Source organism: Aeromonas sp. NJAU223 (genome assembly GCF_051125555.1).
In the GTDB taxonomy this organism is placed as follows: domain Bacteria; phylum Pseudomonadota; class Gammaproteobacteria; order Enterobacterales; family Aeromonadaceae; genus Aeromonas; species Aeromonas veronii_G.
Genome location: NZ_CP144204.1, coordinates 785001 through 807853, shown reverse-complemented (window position 1 = coordinate 807853; position 22853 = coordinate 785001). Strand labels below are relative to the sequence as shown.

The following is a 22853-nucleotide window of genomic DNA, read 5'->3' as shown; positions in this document are numbered from 1 at the left end:
ACCAAACCCCACCCTTGCCGGCCGACCATGAAAAAAGGGCTCCGAAGAGCCCTTTTGGTTCGATATCGACATCACAGCATCATCAGGGACGCAGGGACTTGTCCGCCCGGGAGATGCCGCAGACGCCGGAGCGCACCACTTCGACGATCTCGTTGGTCTGGGCCGCCGTCTTGATGAAGGCGTCCAGCTTCTCGCTGGTGCCGACGAGCTGCACCGTGTAGAGCTCGGGGGTGACGTCGACGATCTGGCCACGGAAGATGTCCGCCAGCCGTTTCAGCTCGTCCCGACCACCGCCGGCGGCGCGGGCCTTGACCAGGGCGATCTCCCGCTCGATGTGCTCCCCTTCGCTGAGATCGCACACCTTGAGCACATCCACCAGCTTGTGCAACTGCTTCTGGATCTGCTCCAGCACCCGCTCGTCCCCCATGGTGACGATGGTCATGCGGGACAGGGTGGGATCCTCGGTGGGGGCCACCGTCAGGGTCTCGATGTTGTAGCCGCGCTGGGAGAAGAGACCCACCACACGGCTCAGGGCGCCGGATTCGTTCTCCAGCAGTACTGAAATGATGTGTCTCATCGTCAGGTCCTCTCCGTCTTGCTCAGCCACATCTCGTCCATGGCACCGAACTTTATCTGCATGGGATAGACGTGCTCATCCGGGTCGACCGAGATATCCATGAACACCAGCCTGTCCTTCATGGCGAAGGCCTTCTCCATGGCGCTCTCCAGCTCGGCGGGATCACTCACCGCGATGCCGACGTGGCCATAGGCTTCCGCCAGTTTGACGAAGTCCGGCAAGGATTCCATGTAGGAGTGGCTGTGACGGCCGCCGTAGAACATCTTCTGCCACTGCTTGACCATGCCGAGGGCACGGTTGTTGATGGAGATGATCTTGATGGGCACGCCGTACTGCATGCAGGTGGAAAGCTCCTGGATGTTCATCTGCACCGAGCCGTCACCGGTCACGCAGCAGACCACCGCCTCCGGGTTGGCGAACTGGGCGCCCATGGCGGCCGGAATGCCGAAGCCCATGGTGCCAAGGCCCCCCGAGTTGATCCACTGGCGCGGCTTGGCAAAGGGGTAGTAGAGGGCGGCAAACATCTGGTGCTGACCCACGTCCGAGGCGACGAAGGCCTCCCCCTTGGTCACCTTGTAGAGTGCCTCGATGACCTGCTGGGGCTTGATCAGGTTGGGAGAAGTCTCGTAGGCCAGGCAGTTGCGCGAGCGCCACTGACCGATCTGCTCCCACCATTCGGCCAGCTCCTGCTTGTCGTTGTCAAAACCACACTCGCGGATCACCTCCAGTATCTGCTCCAGCACGGTTTCCACCGAGCCGACGATGGGCACATGGGCCTGGACCGTCTTGGAGATGGAGGTGGGATCGATGTCGATGTGTACCACGGTCGCGTTGGGGCAGAACTTGGCCACGTTGTTGGTGACGCGATCGTCGAAGCGGGCACCCACGGCGAAGATGAGATCCGCGTTGTGCATGGTCTTGTTCGCTTCGAAGGTGCCGTGCATGCCGAGCATGCCGATAAACTGCGGATGGATGCCGGAGAAGGCCCCCAGTCCCATGAGCGTGGTGGTTACCGGCAGGTTCAACAGCTCCGCCAGCTTGGTCACCAGGTGATCCGCGTTGGCATTGATGGCGCCGCCCCCCACGTACATGACGGGACGTTTGGCTTCCACCAGCAGCTTGGCAGCCCGCTTGATCTGGCCCTTGTGTCCGGCCTTGGTCGGATTGTAGGAACGCAGAGAGACGGACTCCGGATACTGGTAGGGGAACTTCTCTTTCGGGTTCTGCACGTCTTTGGGCAAGTCCACCACCACGGGCCCCGGGCGGCCACTGGCGGCAATGTAATAGGCCTTCTTGATGGCCTCCGGGATCTCGCTGGCCTTCTTGCACAGGAAGCTGTGCTTCACCACCGGGCGGGAGATACCGATCATGTCGGTCTCCTGGAAGGCATCTTCCCCGATCATGCTGGTCGGCACCTGACCGGACAGGATCACCAGGGGGATCGAGTCCATGTAGGCGGTCGCGATACCGGTGATGCAGTTGGTGGCACCGGGCCCCGAGGTCACCAGCACAGTCCCCACCTTGCCGGTGGAACGGGCGTAACCGTCAGCCATGTGCACGGCGGCTTGCTCGTGCCGCACTAGGACATGCTCCATCTTGCCGTTTTCAAAGAGAGCGTCGTAGATGTCGAGCACTGAGCCGCCAGGGTAGCCAAATACGTGCTCAACCCCCTGATCTTCCAGCGCTCTAACCACCATCTGGGCGCCTGATAACATCTCCATGATAAAGCCCTCCAGGCTTTGCTCCGTTAAGCGAAAGCTATCGACAGTCCGCTGCTTCCCGGCAACGCCTACCCGTGTGTTTATGGTTGTCTGAGTACGGATCAGGCGAGTACGGAGTCGTCGATAGTAGAAAAATCGGTTTTTTCCATCATCCACCCGAAAATAGGGTGAAAAAACAACTTAACCCGCCCGTGAACGCTTGTCCACGGCTTTGTCTGGCCATAACAGTCATAAATTTCAAACAGCTATTAACATTCAGTTACTTGCCCATGGCGACGGAAAGAAAGGGGGGATGACAGAGGGATAGGCAGTGGATCATGCTGAAAACAAGGCAGTATGCAGAAATAAATGGCCCACCGCAGGGGGTGGGCCTGTCAACCGGGCGGGGATTCACTGGTCTTGCTCGGGCTCCACCAGCCAGATCTGCTGATCCGGATCCGTCTCCTCGCACACCGAGATACTGACCCCCATGTCGAGCAGTTCGTGCAGTGTGAGATTGTCCGCCAGATTCATGGTATCGCCGTTCTCATTGGTAAAACGCATGTTGTCCACCCTCTCCTTGTTGGGATCGTCTCAGTCTAGTCAAAGGCACTGAGTTGCGATAACCAGGGGCGGGGCAATGCCGGGCTCAGGGTCAACTCGCTCAGCCGATCGCACACCTCCTCCGGGAAGAGGGTACGAGCCCAGAGCCTGCGAGAGAGCGACTCTATCCCCTCCCCGGCCCCCGCCGCCAGCCAGTCTGCCAGCTCCCCCGCCACGTCCGGATAGCGGATGGCCCCGCAGGCCGCGCTATCGAGCCAGTTGCGCACCTCATTGGCATCGAGCGTCTCCATCAACTGGGCCAGCCCCATAAGTTCCAGGGTCTTGCCATTGGTCAGTTGCTCGAACTGGCCCACCAGCGGTTTGACCAGGAGCTTCTTGCCAAGGGAGAGCGCCTCGGACGCGAGCTCGAAACCCGCGTTGGTGATGACTCCGCGGCAACCTGCCAGCGCCTGTTTGAAGCCCTCCCGCGCCTGGGGCTCGAAGTGGATGTTGCGCCACTGGCTGGGGGAGCGAATGGCCGGGTGGAAGCAGACGAAGCGTTGCTGATTGAAGCGCGACAGCAAGGCGGCTATCTGCTCCGTCAACTCGAAGGGGAGGTAGACCAGTATCTGCTGATTGTCTTGGGACAGCGGGATGGGATCGATGATGGGGGGCAGCAAGGGTTGGCCGAAGTGAAACCAGTGCAGCCCCACCGACTGGCGGACGGGGGCGAAGTGGTGCATCAACTGGCGATTGAAGCCGCTCTCCCCCCAACGCGGAATGTCCCAGTCAAAGCTGGCCTGATGGCTGATGGTGAGGCTGGGTTTACCCCAGCGGCGGGCCGCATGGGCGCTGATGGGCTCGAAGTCGCTGATCACCAGATCGTAATCCCGGCAGTCGAGGGCCCGCATGTCCTGCCAGAAGCGCAGGGGCGAGAGCCCCTTGAGGGTACGCCAGCCCGAGACTCGTCCCCCGTGGCTGATGAAGGTGATGCCGGGGAAGGTCCGATACTCCCCGAATTCGGCCATCTCGAAGTAACCATCGGCGGGCCGGCCGCTGAACAGGTAATCGACCTCGATGCCGCGAGCTTTCAAGGCGCGGGCCAGAGTGCGGCTGCGACTGATGTGACCGTTGCCGGTCCCCTGTACGCCAAACAGTATTTTCATCCCTGACTCCAACCCAAGGCCCAGAGGGCGCAACCACTGCCGAGCAGGGCGCCGGCCACCAGATCGCTGAGATAGTGCACCCCGAGCAGCAGGCGGGAGGCCCCTACCAGAATGGCCCAGGTGAACAACAAGGGGGCCCAGAGCGGGAAGCTTGCAGCCAGCACGGTCGCCATCAGGAAAGCGGCCGCGGTATGGCCGGAAGGCAGACTGTAGCGGTCGGAGGGCGTGATGAAGACCGGCAGCCCTGCCGGGCGCTGGCGCTTCAGGGCATTCTTGAGCAACAGATAGAGCGGCAGTTCGAGGGAAAACGCCAGCAGGGCGATGAGCACCGTCTCTCGTTGTGCTCCCCCTTGCCACCAGAGCAGGGTCGCCAGCACGGCGTAGAGCGGGCCGTCACCGGTGCGGGAGATGAACCGGCTGACCCGGGCTTGCGAGTGGTTGTAGGGATGGAGCAGGCAGACACGGCACACCTGCAGGTCCCATTGCTGGATCTTGTTCATCACGCCCCCTTTCCCTTGGATCTTCAAGACAGGCTAGGGCGGCGCAATGACAGTTCGTTGAAGGACAGATAACAGATTGGTGAACAAGACGACAAAAAAGGGCCGAGCGGCCCTTTTTTAGTCATTCATGTGAGATGCAACGCGATCAGTTCAGGGCGCCGCGCAGCCCGTTTTCCATCAGCTGGCAGTTGTGGGCGGCCAGGCGACTCATGAAGCGCTCGTCCACGGTCAGGCCGAACACCTGCTCGTAGAGATCCTTCATCACGAACGGCTGCCACATCATGCTGAGGAAGGAGATCTTCAGCATCTCGGGATCCAGATTGTCACCGAGCTGACCATTGGACTTCATGGATTCCAGCAGGGCATCGAATTGGGGCAATTGACGCTCCAGCAGGCGGCTCAGCACAAAATCCCGTCCCGGGCTCTTTTCGGTGGACAACGCACTGGAGATGGCAGAGGTCAGCTCGCTGTTCGGCGCCATCACCTGATAGTAGGTATTGAGCAGATCGTTGAGGCTGCGGCTGCTGGTTTCGTCGTGCCAGGCCTGATCCAGCGGCTCTGCCACATCCCCCAGCACGGCCTTGTAGAGACCCTCCTTGCTGCCGAAGTAGTAGTGGATCATCGCCAGATTGGAGCCGGCCAGTTCGGCGATCTCACGGGTCGTCACCTTGCTGTAGGGCGTGTTGAGAAAACGTTCACGGGCAGCGGCAAGCAGCTTGTCACGAATGTCGGAGCGTCCAACCGGACGGCCAGGTCTGCGTTTTTCCATGGGATACCTCAGATAATTCAGCAAGAGCTGATAAGTCGATCTGAATCGTGTGGATGATCGAGTACAGCAGGAATGACCAGATAATCAGGCATGGACCGAATATGGGACAAGGAAATTTGCACTCCTTTACAATCCGATTAAATAATCCAGTGAATTGAACCTGTGAGTTCGAGTTGACACAGCATAAAAATCTCGATATTGGTAGAAGCGTTATCGACTGGATGGATTGAGTCATCATGCATTTTGCCGCTCCGCTACTACTGCTTTCCCTAATCGCGACTCGTCGCGCGGGATCCTTGTAGCCGGGCTCAGGCATAGCCGGAATTTACAAAAACCCGTGCACCCCGCACGGGTTTTTTTATGCCACGCGGGATGCACGTTGCGAACTTAGGAAGAGGGAAGTCACATGTCAGATCGCGTCATCATATTCGATACCACCTTGCGTGATGGTGAGCAGGCACTGTCGGCCAGTTTGACGGTCAAGGAGAAGCTGCAGATCGCCCAAGCGCTGGAGCGACTCGGCGTCGACGTCATGGAAGTGGGCTTTCCCGTCTCCTCCCCCGGTGACTTCCTCTCGGTGCAGACCATCGCCCGCCACATCAAGAACAGCCGGGTCTGCGCCCTGGCTCGCGCCCTGCCCAAGGACATAGACGCCGCCGGCGAGGCACTGAGAGTGGCCGAGGCATTTCGCATCCACACCTTTATCTCCACCTCCTCCATCCACGTCGAGAGCAAGCTGAAGAAGCGCTTCGAGGACGTGCTGGAGATGGGCGTCAGCGCGGTCAAACATGCCCGCCGCTATACCGACGACGTGGAGTTCTCCTGCGAGGATGCGGGTCGCACCCCCATCGACAACCTCTGCCGCATGGTAGAAGCCGCCATCAAGGCAGGCGCCCGCACCATCAACATCCCCGACACCGTGGGTTACACGGTACCGACCGAGTTCTCCGGCATCATCCAGACCCTGTTCAACCGGGTGCCGAACATCGACCAGGCCATCATCTCGGTACACTGCCACGACGATCTCGGCCTCTCGGTGGCGAACTCCATCGGCGCCGTGCAGATGGGCGCCCGCCAGATCGAGTGCACCATCAACGGCATCGGCGAGCGGGCGGGCAACTGCTCCCTGGAAGAGGTGGCGATGATCCTCAAAACCCGCGCCGATCTGCTCGGGGTCCACACCAACATTCGCCACAACGAGATCCACCGTACCAGCACGCTGGTCAGCCAGATCTGCAACATGCCGGTACAGCCCAACAAGGCCATCGTCGGCGCCAACGCCTTCTCCCACAGCTCCGGCATCCATCAGGATGGCGTGCTCAAGGCCAAGAATACCTACGAGATCATCACCCCCGAGAGCATAGGGCTGCCCCAGAACAACCTGAACATGACCTCCCGCTCTGGCCGCCACGTCATCAAGCACCGCATGGAATCCATGGGCTACGCCGAGAGCAGCTATGACCTGGACAGCCTCTACGAGAAATTCCTGACCCTGGCGGACAAGAAGGGACAGGTATTCGACTACGACCTCGAAGCCCTCGCCTTCTTCAGCCAAATCCACGAAGAGCCCGAGCACTTCAAGCTGGAGTACCTCGGGGTGCAGAGCGGCAGCTCGGTGCTCGCCACCGCCTCGGTGAAGCTGAACGTCGGCCAGGAAACCATCAGCGAAGCCGCCACCGGCAACGGGCCTGTCGATGCGGTCTACCAGTGCATCAACCGCATCACCGGCTACGAGATCCGCATCGACAAATACGAACTCAAGGGCAAGGGGGAAGGCAAGAACGCCCTCGGCCAGGTGGACATCGTCGCCGAATACAAGGGGCGCAAGTTCCACGGCATGGGGCTGGCCACCGACATCATCGAATCCTCGGCCCAGGCCCTGGTCCACGTGATCAACAGCATCTGGCGCGCCGACATGGTCGCCGAGCAGATGGGCCAGAAGAACAGTATCAAGACGGAAACCGTCTGAGCGGTGGCAGGGCCACTGGGCAGATGAGAAACAACGACAACACCAAGACAGAAACAGTCTGAACAGCAATCGGCCCATCGTATCGTGCCGCTGAGCAGATGGATCCCAAGAACAACATCAGGACGGAGACAGTATGAGCAGTTATCGGATCGCAGTATTGCCGGGTGACGGCATTGGCCCGGAAGTGATGGCCGAGGCCGTCAAGGTGCTGGAAAAGGTGCAGGCCAAGTTTGGTTTCTCCCTCGACTATGACCACCACGACGTGGGTGGCATCGCCATCGACAACCACGGCACCCCCCTGCCCCAGAGCACCATAGCCGGCTGCGAAGCCGCAGATGCCGTGCTGTTCGGTTCGGTCGGCGGCCCCAAGTGGGAGCACCTGCCCCCGAACGATCAGCCGGAACGCGGTGCCCTCTTGCCCCTGCGCGCCCACTTCAAACTGTTCTGCAACCTGCGCCCGGCCCGTATCTACACCGGTCTGGAGCAGTTCTCCCCTCTGCGTGCCGACATCTCGGATCGGGGCTTTGACATCGCCTGCGTGCGCGAGCTGACCGGCGGCATCTACTTCGGCCAGCCCAAGGGACGCGAAGGCAGCGGCGCCACCGAGAAGGCATTCGACACCGAGGTCTATCACCGCTATGAGATCGAGCGCATCGCCAAGATAGCGTTCGAATCGGCCAGGGTGCGCAAGAGCAAAGTCACCTCCATCGACAAGGCCAACGTGCTCGCCTCCTCCATCCTGTGGCGCGAGGTGGTGGCTGAGGTCGCCAAGTCCTACCCGGACGTGACCCTCAATCACATGTACATCGACAACGCCACCATGCAGCTCATCAAGGATCCGTCCCAGTTCGACGTGCTGCTCTGCTCCAACCTGTTTGGCGACATCCTCTCCGACGAGTGCGCCATGATCACCGGCTCCATGGGGCTGCTGCCTTCTGCCAGCCTGAACGAATCCGGTTTCGGCCTGTTCGAGCCAGCCGGTGGCTCGGCGCCGGACATCGCCGGCAAGGGCATCGCCAACCCCATCGCCCAGATCCTCTCCGCCGCCCTGATGCTGCGCTACAGCCTGGGGCAGGAGGAGGCCGCCAGGGCCATCGAGCAGGCCGTGGCCCAGGCCCTGGCCGAGGGTTACTTCACCGCCGATCTGCATCAGTCGAGTGCCCAGCACCCGGTACAGAGCACCGCCGCCATGGGCGATCAGATAGCCGCGCGCATCTGATCCCGCCGCGGATAACAAGGAAGAAAGCAATGTCAAAAACCCTCTATCAGAAAGTGTTCGACGCCCACGTGGTGCGGGAAGTGGAAGGGGAGACTCCCCTCATTTACATCGACCGCCACCTGGTGCACGAAGTGACCAGCCCGCAGGCATTCGACGGCCTGCGTGCCATGAACCGCCAGTTGCGTCGCCCGGATCTCACCTGGGCCACCATGGATCACAACGTCTCCACCACCACCAAGGACATCGCCGCCTCCGGCGAGATGGCCCGCATCCAGATGGAGACGCTCGCCGCCAACTGCAAGGAGTTCGGGGTTCGTCTCTACGACCTGAACCACCAGTATCAGGGCATAGTCCACGTGATGGGCCCCGAGCTTGGCATCACCTTGCCCGGCACCACCATCGTCTGCGGCGACTCCCACACCGCGACCCACGGCGCCTTCGGCTCCCTGGCGTTTGGCATCGGCACCTCCGAAGTGGAACACGTGATGGCCACCCAGACCCTGAAACAGGGCCGGGCCAAGACCATGCGCATCAGCGTCAACGGCAAGCTGAGCGATGGCATCAGCGCCAAAGACGTGGTGCTCGCCATCATCGGCAAGGTCGGTCATGCCGGCGGCACCGGTTACGTGGTGGAGTTTGCGGGGGATGCCATCGAGAGCCTCTCCATGGAAGGGCGCATGACGGTGTGCAACATGGCCATCGAACTCGGCGCCAAGGCCGGCATGGTCGCACCGGATCAGACCACCATCGACTACATCCGCGGCAAGGTCTTCGCCCCCGAGGGTGAGGCACTCAAGCAAGCCATCGCCTACTGGCGAACGCTCAAGAGTGACGAAGGTGCCATCTTCGACGCCGAGGTGGTGCTCGATGCCGCCGACATCGCTCCTCAGGTGACCTGGGGCACCAACCCGGGCCAGGTGATCGCCGTGGGCGAGCCCATCCCGGATCCGGACTCCTTCGCCGATCTGATGGAGCAGCAATCCGCTCGCAAGGCCCTGGCCTACATGGATCTGCAACCCGGTCAGAAGCTCTCCGATGTCACCATCGACAAGGTGTTCATCGGCTCTTGCACCAACAGCCGCATCGAAGACTTGCGCGCCGCTGCCGCCATCGCCCGTGGCCGCAAGGTGGCCGCCGGGGTCCAGGCCCTGGTGGTACCGGGCTCCGAACAGGTGAAGGCCCAGGCCGAGGCCGAGGGGCTGGACAAGATCTTCATCGAGGCGGGCTTCGAGTGGCGTCTGCCCGGCTGTTCCATGTGTCTGGCCATGAACAACGATCGGCTGCAACCGGGGGAGCGCTGCGCCTCCACCAGCAACCGCAACTTCGAGGGTCGTCAGGGCCGTGCCGGTCGTACCCACCTGGTGAGCCCGGCCATGGCTGCCGCCGCCGCCGTCACCGGTCGTTTCGCCGACATTCGCGCGCTGTAAAGGGGGTTAGGATGAAAGCATTCAAACAACACAGACGAGCCTTTGTCGCCACCGGCATCACCTCCATTCGTGGGTTGTAAGAGGGAATGAACATGACAGGATTCAAACAACACAAAGGCATAGTGGTGCCGCTGGACAGCGCCAACGTCGACACCGACGCCATCATTCCCAAGCAGTTTCTGCAGAAGGTGAACCGCATCGGCTTTGGCAAGCACCTGTTCCACGACTGGCGCTTCCTGGACGATGCAGGCCAGCAGCCGAACCCGGCGTTCGTACTGAACCAGCCCCGCTACGCGGGAGCCAGCATCCTGTTGGCGCGGGAGAACTTCGGTTGTGGTTCCAGCCGTGAGCACGCCCCCTGGGCGCTGGCGGATTACGGCTTCAAGACCCTGATCGCCCCGAGCTTCGCCGACATCTTCTACGGCAACGCCATCAACAACGGTCTGGTGCCGGTCCGCCTGAAGGAAGAGGAGGTGGATGCCCTGTTCCAGCTGGTCGCCGCCAATCCGGGCATCGAGATCGAGGTGGATCTGGAAGCCAACCAGGTACGGGCCGGTGAGCTCGCCTTCCCTTTCGAGATCGACGAGTTCCGCCGTTACTGCCTGCTCAACGGGCTGGATGCCATCGGCCTGACCCTGCAGCACGAGGCCGCCATCGATGCCTTCGAGGCGAAGCAGCCCAGCTGGCTCTAACGGCCCTGTGCCAATAAACTGAGTAACCTCAATGGGGAGCCTGGGCTCCCCGTTTTATTGTCCGGTCCCTGCCACCTTGAGGAGACGATGATGGCCAAAGCCTGCCCCCTGCCCCTGCTCTGCGCCCTGCTGCTTGCCCTGCCGGTGGCGGCCGAGCAGACCTCTTTTCGCAACGGCGGCGGCCAAATCAAGGTCGGCTGGCAGGACAGGGAGGGCAAGGCACAGCAGCTTGACTACCGGCTGGAGGCGGGAAGCTTGCCCCCCCTCATCGCCTATCGCCCCGCCCGCATGCAGGAGGAGGTGTTGCAGCGCCTGTTGCAGCAGGCCGTCATCGACTTCCCCGAGGTGCAGTTCTCCCTGGCTCGTCCCAGCCTCGCCCTCAGCATCAGGAGCCGCAACGCCGATCAGGCGAGGGAGGCCGAGGCCTGGGTCAAGCCACAACAGGCCAAGTTGGAGGCCGAGTGGCTCAAGCAGCACTACTTCCAGCCTTTCACGCCGCCCGATGGCGCCCCCGCCATCAAGCAGGATCACGTGCGCATTGCCCTGGAAAACCGGGCCGAGCTGGCCCCGCTGGCCGAGCAACTCAAACAGTCTGGCGAGACCGAGCTGGCCGCCCGCCAGCAGACGGTGGCCTTCATGCTCGACTTCATTCAGGTCATCCCTTATCGCCTGCTGGACAGCCAGTCCGGCCGCGCCGGCAAAGGGTTCCTGACCCCGCGCCAGGTGCTGGAGCAGAATGCGGGGGATTGCGACAGCAAGGTGACCCTGATGGCGGCCATGCTGGCCCAGCTCTTCCCCGAGCTCCCCCAGATCATGGTGTTCGTCCCCGGTCACGCCCTGCTGGGGGTCGCCCTGCCCGCCAAGGCCGGTGAAGCCGTGCTCAGCTGGGAGGGGCAGACCTATCTGCTGATGGAGCCGACCGGCCCGGCCCAGCTCCCCATGGGCCAGCTGGCCCCCACCAGCAAGACCCTGGTCGACAGCAGGCAGCTCAGTGTGCAAGCGGTCAGGGCCAGCCCGTAAATCGATGCGGACATGGGCGAGCCATGGGTGAAGATGAACAAAAGGCAGCGATTAATCCCGCCAGTAATATAAAAACATCGGCCCGCGAGTGCGGGCCGATAAAAAGCCGTGAAATATATCGAAAAATCAGGTCTGGGGCAGGAACTCCAGCGCCAGCAAGAGCCCCTTGTCCTCCTCCAGCACCCGCACGATGCGGGCCTGGGCCTCGAAGGGGGGCAGCAGGTTGCTGCTGGTGGCCAGGCTGACCCTGAGGGGCTGGGTGACGTCGAAGTCATGCTGGTTTATCTCCACCCCCATGCCGTTGGCGCTGAGATCCCGGCAGACCCCTTCCAGCACCCTGGGCTGTTGATAGAGGGTGACGGGGGCATTGATGACCATGCGTTGAAAGGCGCGTCTTTCCTTGGTGCTGGTGATCACTCGAGGCTTCCTCCATGGATTGGATAGGCAGGACGGGATGCGCGACACATAGTGCTGGCCTCCCTTCCAGAACGTCAATACAATGCGATTCGTTTCTCAAACGGGGTGCGGTTTACCGCTGAGATTATACCCGTGAACCTGATCCAGATAATGCTGGCGGAGGAATTTGAGGCATGGCGCTCGTTTTTTGCGCCCTCATCCGCTGGCAGCTCGCAACCCACAGGGAGTGCCATCGATGAAAACCCTTCTGCTGGTCGCCACCAGCCTGCTCAGTGCCCAGGCCTTCGCCGCCGACACCCTCACCGTCTACACCTACGGCTCCTTCGCCAGCGAATGGGGTCCGGGCCCCAAGATCAAGCAGGCCTTCGAGAAGGAGTGCAACTGCACCCTCAATCTGGTGGCGCTGGAAGACGGGGTCGCCATCCTCAACCGGCTGCGACTGGAAGGGAAACACAGCAAGGCCGACATGGTGCTGGGGCTGGACGATGCCCTGGTGAGCGAGGCCAAGCAGAGCGGTCTGTTCGCCCCCCATCACACGGATCTGGCCGCCCTCAAGGTGCCGGGTGGCTGGCAGGACGATACCTTCGTCCCCTATGACTACGGCTACTTCGCCTTCGTCTACAACAAGGACACACTCAAGACCCCGCCCAAGAGCCTGAAAGAGCTGGTAGAGCGCCCCGATCTCAAGGTGATCTACCAGGATCCCCGCACCTCCACCCCGGGTCAGGGGCTGATGCTGTGGATGAAGTCCGTCTATGGCGACCAGGCCCCCGCCGCCTGGGCCCAGCTTGCCAAGAAGACGGTCACCGTCACCAAGGGCTGGTCCGAGGCCTATGGCATGTTCCTCGATGGCGAGGCGGACATGGTGCTCTCCTACACCACCTCCCCGGCCTATCACCTGATCGCCGAGAACAAGGCCCAGTACCAGGCCGCCGCCTTCGAAGAGGGCCACTATCGCCAGGTGGAAGTAGCCGCCAAGCTGGCGAGCGCCAAGCAAGACAAGCTGGCCGACCAGTTCCTGCAGTTCATGGTCAGCCCCGCCTTCCAGCAAGAAATTCCGGGCGGCAACTGGATGTATCCGGTGATCGACACCCCGCTGCCCAAGGGCTTCGAGCAGATGATCACCGTCGCCAAACCGCTGAGCTTCAGCTCTGACGAGGTGGCCGCCAACCGCAAGGGCTGGATCCGGGAATGGCTGCAAGCCGTCACCCAGTGAGCCATCACTTTGTGAAACCCCAGTCTCGTCCCCTCTGGTGGCTGCCGGGCTGTGCAGCCACCGCCGTCATCCTGCTGCTCTCCCTTGGGCCCCTCGCGGCCCTGCTGTGGCAGGCGGGCTCCCTCCCGGGCAGCCTGCTCACGGATCCTTATCTGCGCCACGTGCTGGGCTTCAGCCTCTGGCAGGCCCTGCTCTCCACCCTGCTGAGCCTGGGGCTGGCCATTCCGGTGGCCAGGGCCCTGGCGCGGCGCCGTTTTCGCGGCCGGAAGTGGCTGCTCAAGCTGTTCGGCCTCTCCCTGGTGCTGCCGGTCATCATCGCCATCTTCGGCATCGTCGCGGTGCACGGCACCCAGGGCTGGCTGCCCCAGGCATTGCGCAGTGCCGGACTGGATCCCGGCAACTACCTCTACGGCCTGTTCGGCATCCTGCTGGCCCACGTCTTCTTCAACATGCCGCTGGCGGCGCGCCTCATCCTGCAAGGCATAGAGAGCATCCCCGAGTCCTCCTGGCGCCTCGCCAGCCAGCTCGGCATGCGCTCCTCCCACATCTTCCGGCTGCTGGAGTGGCCCATCATCCGTGGCTTGCTGCCGGGATTGGCGATCCTCATCTTCATGCTCTGCTTCACCAGCTTCACCACAGTGCTGGCACTCGGCGGCGGCCCCAAGTCCACCACCCTGGAGGTGGCGGTCTACCAGGCCCTGCGCTTTGACTTCGATCTCGCCACCGCCGGTGGCCTGGCCCTGGTGCAACTGCTGCTGACCGCAGGCCTCCTGCTGCTGCAACACAAGCTGCAAGGCTCAACCCCCAACCGGATCAGCGGCCGCCGTCCCTGCCTGCGACCGGACAGGCACCAGCCGGGCACCCGGCTGGTCGACGGCCTCGCCCTCGGCCTCGGTCTCGCCATCTTCCTGCCGCCCCTGCTGGCCATCGTCATCGCCGGTTTCAACCCCGGCCTGCTGGCGGCATTGGGATCATCCCAGCTGTGGCAGGCGGGGGGGCAATCCCTCGGCATCGCGCTGGCGGCGGGGAGCCTGGCCACCCTGCTCGGCACCGGTCTGCTGCTCACCAGCCGCCACCTGAGAGTGCGGGATCGCAAGCGGCGAGCCGCCGCCCTGTGGGAGGCCAGCGGCTCCATGATCCTGATGATCCCGGCGGTGGTGCTCTCCACCGGCCTCTTCATCCTGTTCATGCCCTTCGCCGACGTCTTCGCCCTCGGCCCCTGGCTGGTGGTGCTGGTCAACGCCCTGATGGCGCTGCCCTATGTGCTGCGTACCCTTTCCGCCCCCATGCAGCTGGTGGTGCGCCAGTACGACCGGCTGGCGGACAGCCTGGGGGTGCGCGGCCTGCAGCGCCTGCGGCTGGTGGAGTGGCCCCTGCTGCGCCGCCCCCTGGCGCTGGCCATGGCGCTCTCCATGATCCTGTCTTTGGGGGATCTCGGCGCCATCGCCATGTTCGGCAGCCAGACCCTCACCACCCTGCCCTGGCTGCTCTATCAGCAGCTCGGCAGCTACCGGCTGACCGAGGCGGCGGCCACCGCCCTGCTGCTGCTGACCCTCTGCTTCTCCCTGTTCTGGCTGGTGGAGCGGGGTCTGGGGGGGAAAAACCTGGATGCGTGACAGTCGAGTTCGCTGCCTGGCTGCGGCCGCACATGCTGTCTGCGCTACCAGCCATATCACAGGAGTCAAAGATGCTGTTAATTGATGATTTGGCAACCAGTTACCCTGATTGGCGCGTCAGCTTCAACGCCTCCCTGCCCAAGGGGGAGATCACGGCGCTGATCGGTCCAAGCGGCGCCGGCAAATCCACCCTGCTCGGCATGATAGCGGGCTTCGTGCCGGTAGAATCAGGCGCCTTGCGCTTCGATGGCATCGATCTGCTGCCGCTCGGCCCCGCCGAGCGCCCGGTGACCACCCTGTTCCAGGATCACAATCTGTTCCTGCACCTGTCGGTGTTCGACAACATCGCCATCGGCCTGCATCCGGGCCTGCGCCTGACCCCGGCCCAGCGCGCCCAGGTGAAGGAGGCGGCGACCCGGGTCGGCTTGGGTGACATGCAGGAGAGGCTGCCGGAGCAGCTCTCCGGCGGTCAGCAGCAGCGGGTCGGGCTGGCCCGCGCCCTGGTGCGCGGCAAGCCGCTGCTGCTGCTGGACGAGCCCTTCTCGGCGCTCGATCCCGCCCTGCGCCGGGAGATGCTGGCGGAAGTCGCCCGGCTCGCCTGCGAGCAGGGCATTACCGTGCTGATGGTGTCCCACAACCCGGAAGACGCCCAGCTCATCGCCGATCGGGTGCTGTTCGTGGACGAGGGGCGCATCGCCCTGCAGGGCACGCCGGACATTCTGCAAAACAGCGATCATCCTGGCCTGCAGCGCTATCTGGGCCACTCCCACATCTCCTGAAACGGGATCCCGGGATCAAAAGAGGGAGGCCAGTGGCCTCCCTCTTTCATATGAAGATAGTGAGTGAAATCAGAGGTTTTCCTCGGCGAAGGAGGCGAGCTTGCTGCGCACCACCCCGTTCAGGAAGATGTTGGCACTGCCATCGAAATCCTTGAAGCGCTCGACGATGTAGGTCAGGCCCGAGGTGACCGGGCTCAGGTAGTTGGAGTCAATCTGGGCCAGGTTGCCGGAGCAGACGATCTTGGTCCCCTCGCCGCAACGGGTGATGATGGTCTTGATCTGGGACGCGGTCAGGTTCTGGCACTCGTCCAGCAGCACGAAGGTGTTCTGGATGCTGCGCCCGCGCATGAAGTTGACCGATTTGAACTGGATGTTGGCCTTCTCCATGATGTAGCTCAGCGACCCGCTCATGTTCTCGTCCTGCTTGTGCAGCACCTCCAGGGTGTCGGTGACCGCCGCCAGCCAGGGCATCATCTTCTCTTCTTCGGTGCCGGGCAGGAAGCCGATGCTCTCGGCAATCTCCGGGGTATTGCGGGTGACGATCACCTTCTCGTAGATCCCCTTCTCGATCACCAGCTCCAGCGCCGCCGCCATGGCCAGCAGGGTCTTGCCGCAACCGGCCGGGCCGGTCAGGATAACCAGATCGATGTGCGGATCCAGCAGGGCATCCAGCGCCATGCCCTGATAGACGTTCTTGGGATGCACGCCCCAGGCCTTGCGGGACATCAGCCGCTCACGGCCCAGATCCTTGAGGCGGATCTTGTGGCCATCGTGGCTCAGCACTCTGGCCGCGAAGAAGTTCTCCTCGTCCAGCAGGTACTGGTTGACGTGGACCCCTTCCAGCAGCTCGGCATCGATCACATGGACGGTATCCCGGCCATGGGTCTCGCTGTCGCACTCGCCGACCCGCTCCCAGAAGCTGCCGGGCACCACCTGGAAGCCCTTGGCCAAGAGGCGGATGTCGTCGATCAGCTGGTCGCTACGGTAGTCCTCAACGTGCGCGAGACCGGCCCCCTTGGCCTTGAGGCGCATGTTGATGTCCTTGGTCACCAGCACCACCTGGCGTTTCAATTCGTGCTTTTGCAGGTAGAGGGCGGCGTTGATGATGCGGTTGTCCGCCTCCTTGTCGGTGAACACCTCGGCATCCTGGGGCAGATGGTGATCGCTGAAGATGGAGATATGACCGCTCGCCTCGCCTGCCAGCGCGACTCCCTGCACGATCTGCTCGGGGGTCGCGTCACGAAACACGTCTTCCAGCGCCCGGATGGCGATACGCGCATCCCGGCTGACGTCTTTCTGGCGATCCTTGATGTTGTCGAGCTCTTCCAGCACCGTCATGGGGATGAGCACGTCGTGCTCTTTGAAGGAGTAGATGGCGAGGGGTTCGTGAAGCAGAACGTTGGTATCCAGGATAAACAGCTTTCGGTCCGTATTGTCCATAAGCATCCTCCTTGGCACTGGGGGTGCCACGTGTGTGAATCTCAGATGTCATTGAAACCACACGGCCGTGACAGTTTTATTACCTCCCAACGCTACGCCCGATTTTACGGACGCGCAACATTTCCCTTGGTCACCGCAACTGATTGTATATAAAGCCATCAATAAAAAAGACCGGCCAGTGGCCGGTCTTTTTCACGGGGTTATTCCCTGCTCGGCCACGTCAGCCGCACTTGGAATCGCCGCAGTTCAGGCAGGTCATGCAGCCATCTTTCAGCACCAGCGCCTTGGTGTGGCACTTGTAGCAGAGCGCCGCATTGGCGGGGAAGCCGTTGCCAGCGGATGGCTCTGCAGCCGTTTTTTCCGCCTGCAGCTCGGCCTTCTTCTCGGCCAGGAAGGCCTGCTGGTGCTCATCCAGCCCGGTGGCCTTGAGCATGCCGATCTCGGTGAGATGGGTCTCGATCACGTTGCCAATCTCGGCGATCAGGGACGGCACATACTTGCCCTTGTTCCAGTAGCCCCCCTTGGGATCGAACACGGAGCGCAGCTCCTCCACCAGGAAGGTGACATCCCCACCCTTGCGAAACACCGCCGAGATGATGCGGGTCAGCGCCACTATCCACTGGTAGTGTTCCAGGCTCTTGGAGTTGATGAAGATCTCGAACGGGCGGCGGGTCTCGTGCACCGTGCCCTCGTTGAGAATGATGTCGTTGATGGTGATGAACAGCGAGTGCTCGGAGACATGCTCCGGCGTCTTCAGCTTGTAGGTGGTGCCCATCAGCCGCTCCGGCCGCAGCACCGTCTCGTGCATGTGCACCACGTCCTCCTGGGACGCCGCGACGTCTTGCGGCTCATCCTTGGTGCTTACCTTGTAGGCGACGATTTTCCTGTCGATCTTCTTGACCATATGTGTCGTTCTCAGAATTTGCCGTAATAGCCTTCTTTCAAGGCGTCGTAGAGGTTGGCGGCGGTGTGCAGCTCCCCATCGTATTCGATCTCTTCATTCCCCTTCGCCGTGATGACGGAGCCATCCTCCAGGGTGAATTCGTAGCTGGTATTCTCCAGATCCTTCTCCTTCACCAGCACCCCCTGGAAAGCCTCCGGGTTGAAACGGAAGGTGGTGCACCCCTTGAGGCCGGAATCCGAGGCATAGAGGTAGATATCCTTGAACCGCTCGAACGGGAAGTCGGTGGGGATGTTCGCCGTCTTGGAGATGGAGGAGTCTATCCAGCGCTGGGCGGCGGCCTGGATGTCCACGTGCTCGGTCGGGCTGATGTCGTCGGCGGTGATGAAGTAGTCCGGCAACCGGCTGCCTTCATCCTCTCCGTAAGGCATGGCGGCCGGGTTGACCAGCCCACGGTAGGCCAGCAGCTCGAAGGAGTAGACGTCCACGCTCTCCTTGCTCTTCTTGCCGGGCTTGATGACGTTGCGGCTGTAGTGATGGGCGAAGCTCGGCTCGATGCCGTTGCTGGCGTTGTTGGCCAGCGACAGCGAGATGGTGCCGGTCGGCGCTATGCTGCTGTGGTGAGTGAAGCGTCCCCCCACCTCCGTCAGCTCGGCCACCAGGGCGGGATCCACGTCGGCCACCTGCTGCATGTAGCGGCTATAACGGGCGTGCAGCACCCGACCCTTCACCTTGTCACCGATCTTGATGCCATCGGCGGCCATCTCCGGGCGCAGGCGCAGCATCTTGCCGGTTACCTCGAACTCCTGCTCCATGATGGGGGCTGGGCCCTTCTCCTTCGCCAGGGCCAGTGACTCGCGCCAGCCGGTCATGGCCAGCTCCTGGGAGACCTGCTCGGTGAAGGCGACCGAGGTGGCGGAGCCATATTTTATCCGCAGCATGGTGAGGGTCGAGCCGAGGCCGAGGAAGCCCATGCCGTGGCGGCGCTTGTTGATGATCTCTTCCCGCTGTTTGGCGAGCGGCAACTGGTTGATCTCCACCACGTTGTCCAGCATACGGGTGAAGATGGCCACCACCTTGCGAAACGCGGACCAGTCGAAGCTCGCCTGTTCGGTGAAGGGGTTGTTCACGAAGCGGGTCAGGTTGACCGAGCCCAGCAGGCAGGCACCGTAGGGCGGCAGCGGCTGCTCACCGCAAGGGTTGGTGGCGCGGATCTCCTCGCAGAACCAGTTGTTGTTCATCTGGTTCACCTTGTCGATCAGGATGAAGCCGGGCTCCGCATAGTCGTAGGTGGAGCTCATGATGACGTTCCACAGTTTCCGGGCAGGCAGGGTCTTGTAGACCTTGCAGGCGACCAGCCCCTGCTCGTTGATGACCACCCCCTCCTTGTTCGGCCAGTCGGCCCAGCGCACCTGCTCGGGGTCGTCCAGCGCGATGCCGTCCTCCTCCACCTCTTTCGCCGTGTAAGGGAAGATGAGCTGCCAGGGGGCATCCTGTTTCACCGCCTCGACGAACTCCTCGGTGATGAGCAGGGAGAGGTTGAACTGGCGCAGGCGACCATCTTCGCGCTTGGCCTGGATGAACTCGACGACGTCGGGGTGGCGGATATCCATGGTGCCCATCTGGGCGCCGCGGCGACCGCCGGCGGACGAGACGGTGAAACACATCTTGTCGTAGATATCCATGAAGGAGAGGGGCCCGGAGGTATAGGCCCCGGCGCCGGAGACGAAGGCGCCGCGCGGGCGCAGGGTCGAGAAGTCGTAGCCGATTCCACAACCCGCCTTCAGGGTCAGCCCCGCCTCGTGCACCTTGCCGAGGATATCGTCCATGGAGTCTTCGATGGTGCCGGAGACGGTACAGTTGATGGTGGACGTCGCGGGCTTGTGCTCGAAGGCCCCCGCGTTGGAGGTGATGCGTCCCGCCGGGATGGCGCCGTTGCGCAGCGCCCACAGGAAGGGCGCATACCAGGTGTCCGGTTCACGCTCCTGTGCCGCCAGGGCGCGGGCCACCCGTTGGTAGGTCTCGTCGATGGAGCCGTCGATGGGGGTCCCATCCTTGCGCTTGAGACGATACTTGCTGTCCCAGATCTCGAGGGAGGTTTCCTGCAGGGGGATGAGGCCGGTGCCGGTTTCACTGTCCAGCACGGGGTTGGATTTAGCCATTTTCAAGCCGCCTTATGTGAATGCATTCAGGTCAGGATGCATGTCAAAAACACAACCAATAGATAACCACTCAAACATAAACACTATATATAGTAGTCATCACATCATGAGGACGCGATTCTAATCCTAAAAAAACGCCCCGGCCAGCGGGTTTCCGGGCCAGGGCATTTAACTGTCTCATTTCCCGAGAGATTTACCTCTCATGGCGGGATCAGGGTTTCTTGACGTAAACCGTCGGAGTCTCGCCGGCCAGGTTCAGGTAGAACTCATACACCCCGTCCACCTCGGGGGAGAACTTCATGTCCTCATACTTGGAGCAGGGGTTGACCGGCACCGGCTCCCCGCCCAGCACGGCGACGCCGTCGCTCGGGCTCTTGTAGCCGAAGTTGGTGCCGCAGCTCCAGCCAGAGTCACCGAACTTGAATTTATAGGGTGCCCACTCCTTCTTGAGGGTCCCCTTGGCCATGTAGAGCTTGTCGGCCACCTTGACCACCTTGGTCTCATCGTTGGCCATCCAGTCGTTCATCTCCCCACGCAGGTAGATGGACTTGCCGCCGAAATCGCTGTTGCCCGCCCCAGCCTGCTCGGCGCCACCGTTAGATGCGCAACCGCCTAATACCAGGGTTCCCGCCGCCAGCATCATCGTTACTGTTCTCTTGAACATGTGTCCATTCCTCAGATTATTGTGATTCCTTGGCCCAATCGAATGTGGGCAGAGGCATTAAAGCAGAGCTGGCTCGACCAGAAAGGTAGGGGTATCACATTCTGTACTTTTTATATGCAAAACAAGGGGGAACGAAGAGATGACCAGCGGCGAAATGCTGCGGTAAAGAGAGGGAACCAATACATAGGGACTTGCTTGTATCTATCTGTACGTACCCGCGTCAGGCCATGGTGATGGCCTTCCTCACCACGTCTGTGTCAGAGAGCGTTGCTGACCTGATTGGCAGCGCCCATTTTGAACAATTGTGATGATCAATAGGGGGTATGGCCGTCCTGCATGTGAGCAGATACGACAGCCCGGTAGTCCAGTAGTCCAGTAGTCCGGTATCCCGGTATCCCGGTATCCCGGTATCCCGGTAGTGTGGCGCTGAAAAGAGGCAGGAGATAGGTAATTGGAGGCGTAGAAGGCAGTTTGTTTGACTAAGCTGATATGGTTTTACGATGTAGTTGCCTGATAAACAGGCCATGATTGGACAAAACATCTGCCAATCCCCAAATGTCAGCCAATAAAAAAGCCCGCTCAGATGAGCGGGCTTCTTCAAATTGGGTGCCTGGCAGTGTCCTACTCTCGCATGGCGAATGCCACACTACCATCGGCGCTACCGCGTTTCACTTCTGAGTTCGGCATGGGATCAGGTGGTTCCACGGCGCTATGGCCGCCAGGCAAATTCTTAATCTAGAAAGCTGACGTGAATAACGATGTCGCTCTTGGCTCGTCGCTATCACTGAATTTGAGTAGTTCATGCACTTGCTACAAGGCCAGAAACACTTCTTGGGTGTTGTATGGTTAAGCCTCACGGGTAATTAGTATGGGTTAGCTCAACACGTCGCCGCGCTTACACACCCCACCTATCAACGTTGTGGTCTCCAACGGCCCTTTAGGACCCTCAAGGGGTCAGGGATGACTCATCTCAGGGCTCGCTTCCCGCTTAGATGCTTTCAGCGGTTATCGATTCCGAACTTAGCTACCGGGCAGTGCCACTGGCGTGACAACCCGAACACCAGAGGTTCGTTCACTCCGGTCCTCTCGTACTAGGAGCAACTCCCTTCAATCATCCAACGCCCACGGCAGATAGGGACCGAACTGTCTCACGACGTTCTGAACCCAGCTCGCGTACCACTTTAAATGGCGAACAGCCATACCCTTGGGACCGACTTCAGCCCCAGGATGTGATGAGCCGACATCGAGGTGCCAAACACCGCCGTCGATATGAACTCTTGGGCGGTATCAGCCTGTTATCCCCGGAGTACCTTTTATCCGTTGAGCGATGGCCCTTCCATTCAGAACCACCGGATCACTATGACCTACTTTCGTACCTGCTCGACCTGTCCGTCTCGCAGTTAAGCTGGCTTATGCCATTGCACTAACCTCCTGATGTCCGACCAGGATTAGCCAACCTTCGTGCTCCTCCGTTACTCTTTGGGAGGAGACCGCCCCAGTCAAACTACCCACCAGGCACTGTCCGCGAGCCCGATTCAGGGCCCTGCGTTAGAACATCAAACATACAAGGGTGGTATTTCAAGGACGGCTCCACGACAACTGGCGTCATCGCTTCAAAGCCTCCCACCTATCCTACACATGTAGGTTCAATGTTCAGTGCCAAGCTGTAGTAAAGGTTCACGGGGTCTTTCCGTCTAGCCGCGGGTACACCGCATCTTCACGGCGAATTCGATTTCACTGAGTCTCGGGTGGAGACAGCATGGCCATGGTTACACCATTCGTGCAGGTCGGAACTTACCCGACAAGGAATTTCGCTACCTTAGGACCGTTATAGTTACGGCCGCCGTTTACCGGGGCTTCGATCAAGAGCTTCGCTTGCGCTAACCCCATCAATTAACCTTCCGGCACCGGGCAGGTGTCACACCCTATACGTCCACTTTCGTGTTTGCAGAGTGCTGTGTTTTTGATAAACAGTCCCAGCCATCTGGTCACTGCGACTCCCGACAGCTCCATCCGCAAGGGACTTCACCATCAAGAGCGAACCTTCTCCCGAAGTTACGGTTCTATTTTGCCTAG

The 22853-nt window shown here is 61.3% G+C and carries 19 protein-coding genes, 2 rRNA genes and 1 riboswitch (1 of these 22 only partly in view); of the genes, 8 read left to right on the top strand and 13 right to left on the bottom strand.

Annotated elements, in window-relative coordinates; genetic code table 11:
* Positions 1 to 82: 82 nt before the first annotated feature.
* The 6 genes from ilvN to VZC39_RS03860 form a co-directional block, all read right to left on the bottom strand.
* Positions 83 to 577 (bottom strand): acetolactate synthase small subunit, encoded by a 495-nt coding sequence (gene ilvN / locus VZC39_RS03885; protein ID WP_349921137.1) that lies wholly within the window; start codon positions 575 to 577, stop codon positions 83 to 85.
* A gap of 2 nt (positions 578 to 579) precedes the next feature.
* A complete protein-coding gene (locus VZC39_RS03880) occupies positions 580 to 2298 on the bottom strand; it encodes an acetolactate synthase 3 large subunit (protein ID WP_434665849.1) in 1719 nt (572 codons plus the stop codon).
* 390 nt (positions 2299 to 2688) lie between these two features.
* Positions 2689 to 2841 carry a hypothetical protein gene (locus VZC39_RS03875; protein ID WP_100858117.1) on the bottom strand — a complete coding sequence of 51 codons (153 nt, stop codon included), beginning with the start codon at positions 2839 to 2841 and terminating at the stop codon, positions 2689 to 2691.
* 35 nt (positions 2842 to 2876) lie between these two features.
* The gene (locus VZC39_RS03870) at positions 2877 to 3986 is read right to left on the bottom strand and encodes an MJ1255/VC2487 family glycosyltransferase (RefSeq protein ID WP_434665847.1); all 1110 of its coding nucleotides are present in this window, start codon (positions 3984 to 3986) and stop codon (positions 2877 to 2879) included.
* Positions 3983 to 4486: a phosphatase PAP2 family protein gene (locus VZC39_RS03865; protein ID WP_434668337.1), complete on the bottom strand. Its 504-nt coding sequence runs from the start codon at positions 4484 to 4486 to the stop codon at positions 3983 to 3985. Before VZC39_RS03865 ends, VZC39_RS03870 begins: the two co-directional genes overlap by 4 nt.
* 145 nt (positions 4487 to 4631) lie before the next feature.
* Positions 4632 to 5255, bottom strand: coding sequence for a TetR/AcrR family transcriptional regulator (locus VZC39_RS03860; protein ID WP_434665844.1), 624 nt, complete (start codon positions 5253 to 5255; stop codon positions 4632 to 4634).
* A 406-nt stretch (positions 5256 to 5661) separates the two neighbouring features.
* Here VZC39_RS03860 and leuA point away from each other — a divergent pair, with 406 nt between their 5' ends.
* From leuA to VZC39_RS03835, 5 genes are all read left to right on the top strand, one after another.
* Positions 5662 to 7224 carry a 2-isopropylmalate synthase gene (gene leuA / locus VZC39_RS03855; RefSeq protein ID WP_434665841.1) on the top strand — a complete coding sequence of 521 codons (1563 nt, stop codon included), beginning with the start codon at positions 5662 to 5664 and terminating at the stop codon, positions 7222 to 7224.
* Between the two features lie 133 nt (positions 7225 to 7357).
* Complete coding sequence (gene leuB, locus VZC39_RS03850; RefSeq protein WP_434665838.1) at positions 7358 to 8443, top strand: 3-isopropylmalate dehydrogenase; 1086 nt, start codon at positions 7358 to 7360, stop codon at positions 8441 to 8443.
* A gap of 29 nt (positions 8444 to 8472) precedes the next feature.
* A complete protein-coding gene (gene leuC, locus VZC39_RS03845) occupies positions 8473 to 9870 on the top strand; it encodes a 3-isopropylmalate dehydratase large subunit (protein WP_349921130.1) in 1398 nt (465 codons plus the stop codon).
* Between the two features lie 92 nt (positions 9871 to 9962).
* Entirely contained in the window at positions 9963 to 10562 is a 600-nt protein-coding gene (gene leuD / locus VZC39_RS03840; protein WP_434665835.1) for a 3-isopropylmalate dehydratase small subunit, read from the top strand.
* Between the two features lie 90 nt (positions 10563 to 10652).
* Positions 10653 to 11582 carry a transglutaminase domain-containing protein gene (locus tag VZC39_RS03835; protein WP_434665833.1) on the top strand — a complete coding sequence of 310 codons (930 nt, stop codon included), beginning with the start codon at positions 10653 to 10655 and terminating at the stop codon, positions 11580 to 11582.
* Positions 11583 to 11708: 126 nt separating this feature from the next.
* Here the strand turns inward: VZC39_RS03835 and VZC39_RS03830 are convergent, their stop codons facing one another.
* Entirely contained in the window at positions 11709 to 11999 is a 291-nt protein-coding gene (locus tag VZC39_RS03830) for a PilZ domain-containing protein (RefSeq protein WP_349921127.1), read from the bottom strand.
* A gap of 91 nt (positions 12000 to 12090) precedes the next feature.
* A riboswitch (TPP riboswitch) is annotated at positions 12091 to 12181 on the top strand.
* A 53-nt stretch (positions 12182 to 12234) separates the two neighbouring features.
* Between VZC39_RS03830 and thiB the strand changes: the two genes are divergently transcribed.
* The 3 genes from thiB (at position 12235) to thiQ (ending at position 15610) form a co-directional block, all read left to right on the top strand.
* On the top strand, positions 12235 to 13215 hold the full coding sequence (gene thiB, locus VZC39_RS03825; protein ID WP_349921126.1) for a thiamine ABC transporter substrate binding subunit: 981 nt from the start codon (positions 12235 to 12237) through the stop codon (positions 13213 to 13215).
* Positions 13191 to 14831: a thiamine/thiamine pyrophosphate ABC transporter permease gene (gene thiP, locus VZC39_RS03820; RefSeq protein ID WP_434665830.1), complete on the top strand. Its 1641-nt coding sequence runs from the start codon at positions 13191 to 13193 to the stop codon at positions 14829 to 14831. The genes thiB and thiP overlap by 25 nt, the downstream gene beginning before the upstream one ends.
* 71 nt (positions 14832 to 14902) lie before the next feature.
* Complete coding sequence (thiQ, locus tag VZC39_RS03815) at positions 14903 to 15610, top strand: thiamine ABC transporter ATP-binding protein (RefSeq protein WP_434665827.1); 708 nt, start codon at positions 14903 to 14905, stop codon at positions 15608 to 15610.
* Positions 15611 to 15679: 69 nt separating this feature from the next.
* Here thiQ and VZC39_RS03810 read toward each other — a convergent pair whose 3' ends face one another.
* The 6 genes from VZC39_RS03810 to VZC39_RS03785 all read right to left on the bottom strand — a co-directional run.
* On the bottom strand, positions 15680 to 17050 hold the full coding sequence (locus VZC39_RS03810; RefSeq protein ID WP_434665825.1) for a PhoH family protein: 1371 nt from the start codon (positions 17048 to 17050) through the stop codon (positions 15680 to 15682).
* A gap of 220 nt (positions 17051 to 17270) precedes the next feature.
* Positions 17271 to 17954, bottom strand: coding sequence for an NrdJb (locus VZC39_RS03805; RefSeq protein ID WP_434665823.1), 684 nt, complete (start codon positions 17952 to 17954; stop codon positions 17271 to 17273).
* 11 nt (positions 17955 to 17965) lie between these two features.
* Positions 17966 to 20113, bottom strand: a complete 2148-nt coding sequence (locus VZC39_RS03800) for an adenosylcobalamin-dependent ribonucleoside-diphosphate reductase (RefSeq protein WP_434665820.1) — start codon at positions 20111 to 20113, stop codon at positions 17966 to 17968.
* 211 nt (positions 20114 to 20324) lie between these two features.
* Positions 20325 to 20777 (bottom strand): pullulanase, encoded by a 453-nt coding sequence (locus VZC39_RS03795; protein ID WP_349921121.1) that lies wholly within the window; start codon positions 20775 to 20777, stop codon positions 20325 to 20327.
* Between the two features lie 608 nt (positions 20778 to 21385).
* Positions 21386 to 21500 (bottom strand): 5S ribosomal RNA (rrf, locus tag VZC39_RS03790).
* A 119-nt stretch (positions 21501 to 21619) separates the two neighbouring features.
* A 23S ribosomal RNA gene (locus tag VZC39_RS03785) occupies positions 21620 to 22853 on the bottom strand (it continues 1655 nt past the right edge of the window).

Coding starts and splice junctions, on each gene's coding strand:
- ilvN (WP_349921137.1), bottom strand. CDS start 577: ATGAGACACATCATTTCAGTACTGCTGGAGAACGAATCCGGCGCCCTG.
- VZC39_RS03880 (WP_434665849.1), bottom strand. CDS start 2,298: ATGGAGATGTTATCAGGCGCCCAGATGGTGGTTAGAGCGCTGGAAGAT.
- VZC39_RS03875 (WP_100858117.1), bottom strand. CDS start 2,841: ATGCGTTTTACCAATGAGAACGGCGATACCATGAATCTGGCGGACAAT.
- VZC39_RS03870 (WP_434665847.1), bottom strand. CDS start 3,986: ATGAAAATACTGTTTGGCGTACAGGGGACCGGCAACGGTCACATCAGT.
- VZC39_RS03865 (WP_434668337.1), bottom strand. CDS start 4,486: ATGAACAAGATCCAGCAATGGGACCTGCAGGTGTGCCGTGTCTGCCTG.
- VZC39_RS03860 (WP_434665844.1), bottom strand. CDS start 5,255: ATGGAAAAACGCAGACCTGGCCGTCCGGTTGGACGCTCCGACATTCGT.
- leuA (WP_434665841.1), top strand. CDS start 5,662: ATGTCAGATCGCGTCATCATATTCGATACCACCTTGCGTGATGGTGAG.
- leuB (WP_434665838.1), top strand. CDS start 7,358: ATGAGCAGTTATCGGATCGCAGTATTGCCGGGTGACGGCATTGGCCCG.
- leuC (WP_349921130.1), top strand. CDS start 8,473: ATGTCAAAAACCCTCTATCAGAAAGTGTTCGACGCCCACGTGGTGCGG.
- leuD (WP_434665835.1), top strand. CDS start 9,963: ATGACAGGATTCAAACAACACAAAGGCATAGTGGTGCCGCTGGACAGC.
- VZC39_RS03835 (WP_434665833.1), top strand. CDS start 10,653: ATGGCCAAAGCCTGCCCCCTGCCCCTGCTCTGCGCCCTGCTGCTTGCC.
- thiB (WP_349921126.1), top strand. CDS start 12,235: ATGAAAACCCTTCTGCTGGTCGCCACCAGCCTGCTCAGTGCCCAGGCC.
- thiP (WP_434665830.1), top strand. CDS start 13,191: ATGGCTGCAAGCCGTCACCCAGTGAGCCATCACTTTGTGAAACCCCAG.
- thiQ (WP_434665827.1), top strand. CDS start 14,903: ATGCTGTTAATTGATGATTTGGCAACCAGTTACCCTGATTGGCGCGTC.
- VZC39_RS03810 (WP_434665825.1), bottom strand. CDS start 17,050: ATGGACAATACGGACCGAAAGCTGTTTATCCTGGATACCAACGTTCTG.
- VZC39_RS03805 (WP_434665823.1), bottom strand. CDS start 17,954: ATGGTCAAGAAGATCGACAGGAAAATCGTCGCCTACAAGGTAAGCACC.
- VZC39_RS03800 (WP_434665820.1), bottom strand. CDS start 20,113: ATGGCTAAATCCAACCCCGTGCTGGACAGTGAAACCGGCACCGGCCTC.
- VZC39_RS03795 (WP_349921121.1), bottom strand. CDS start 20,777: ATGTTCAAGAGAACAGTAACGATGATGCTGGCGGCGGGAACCCTGGTA.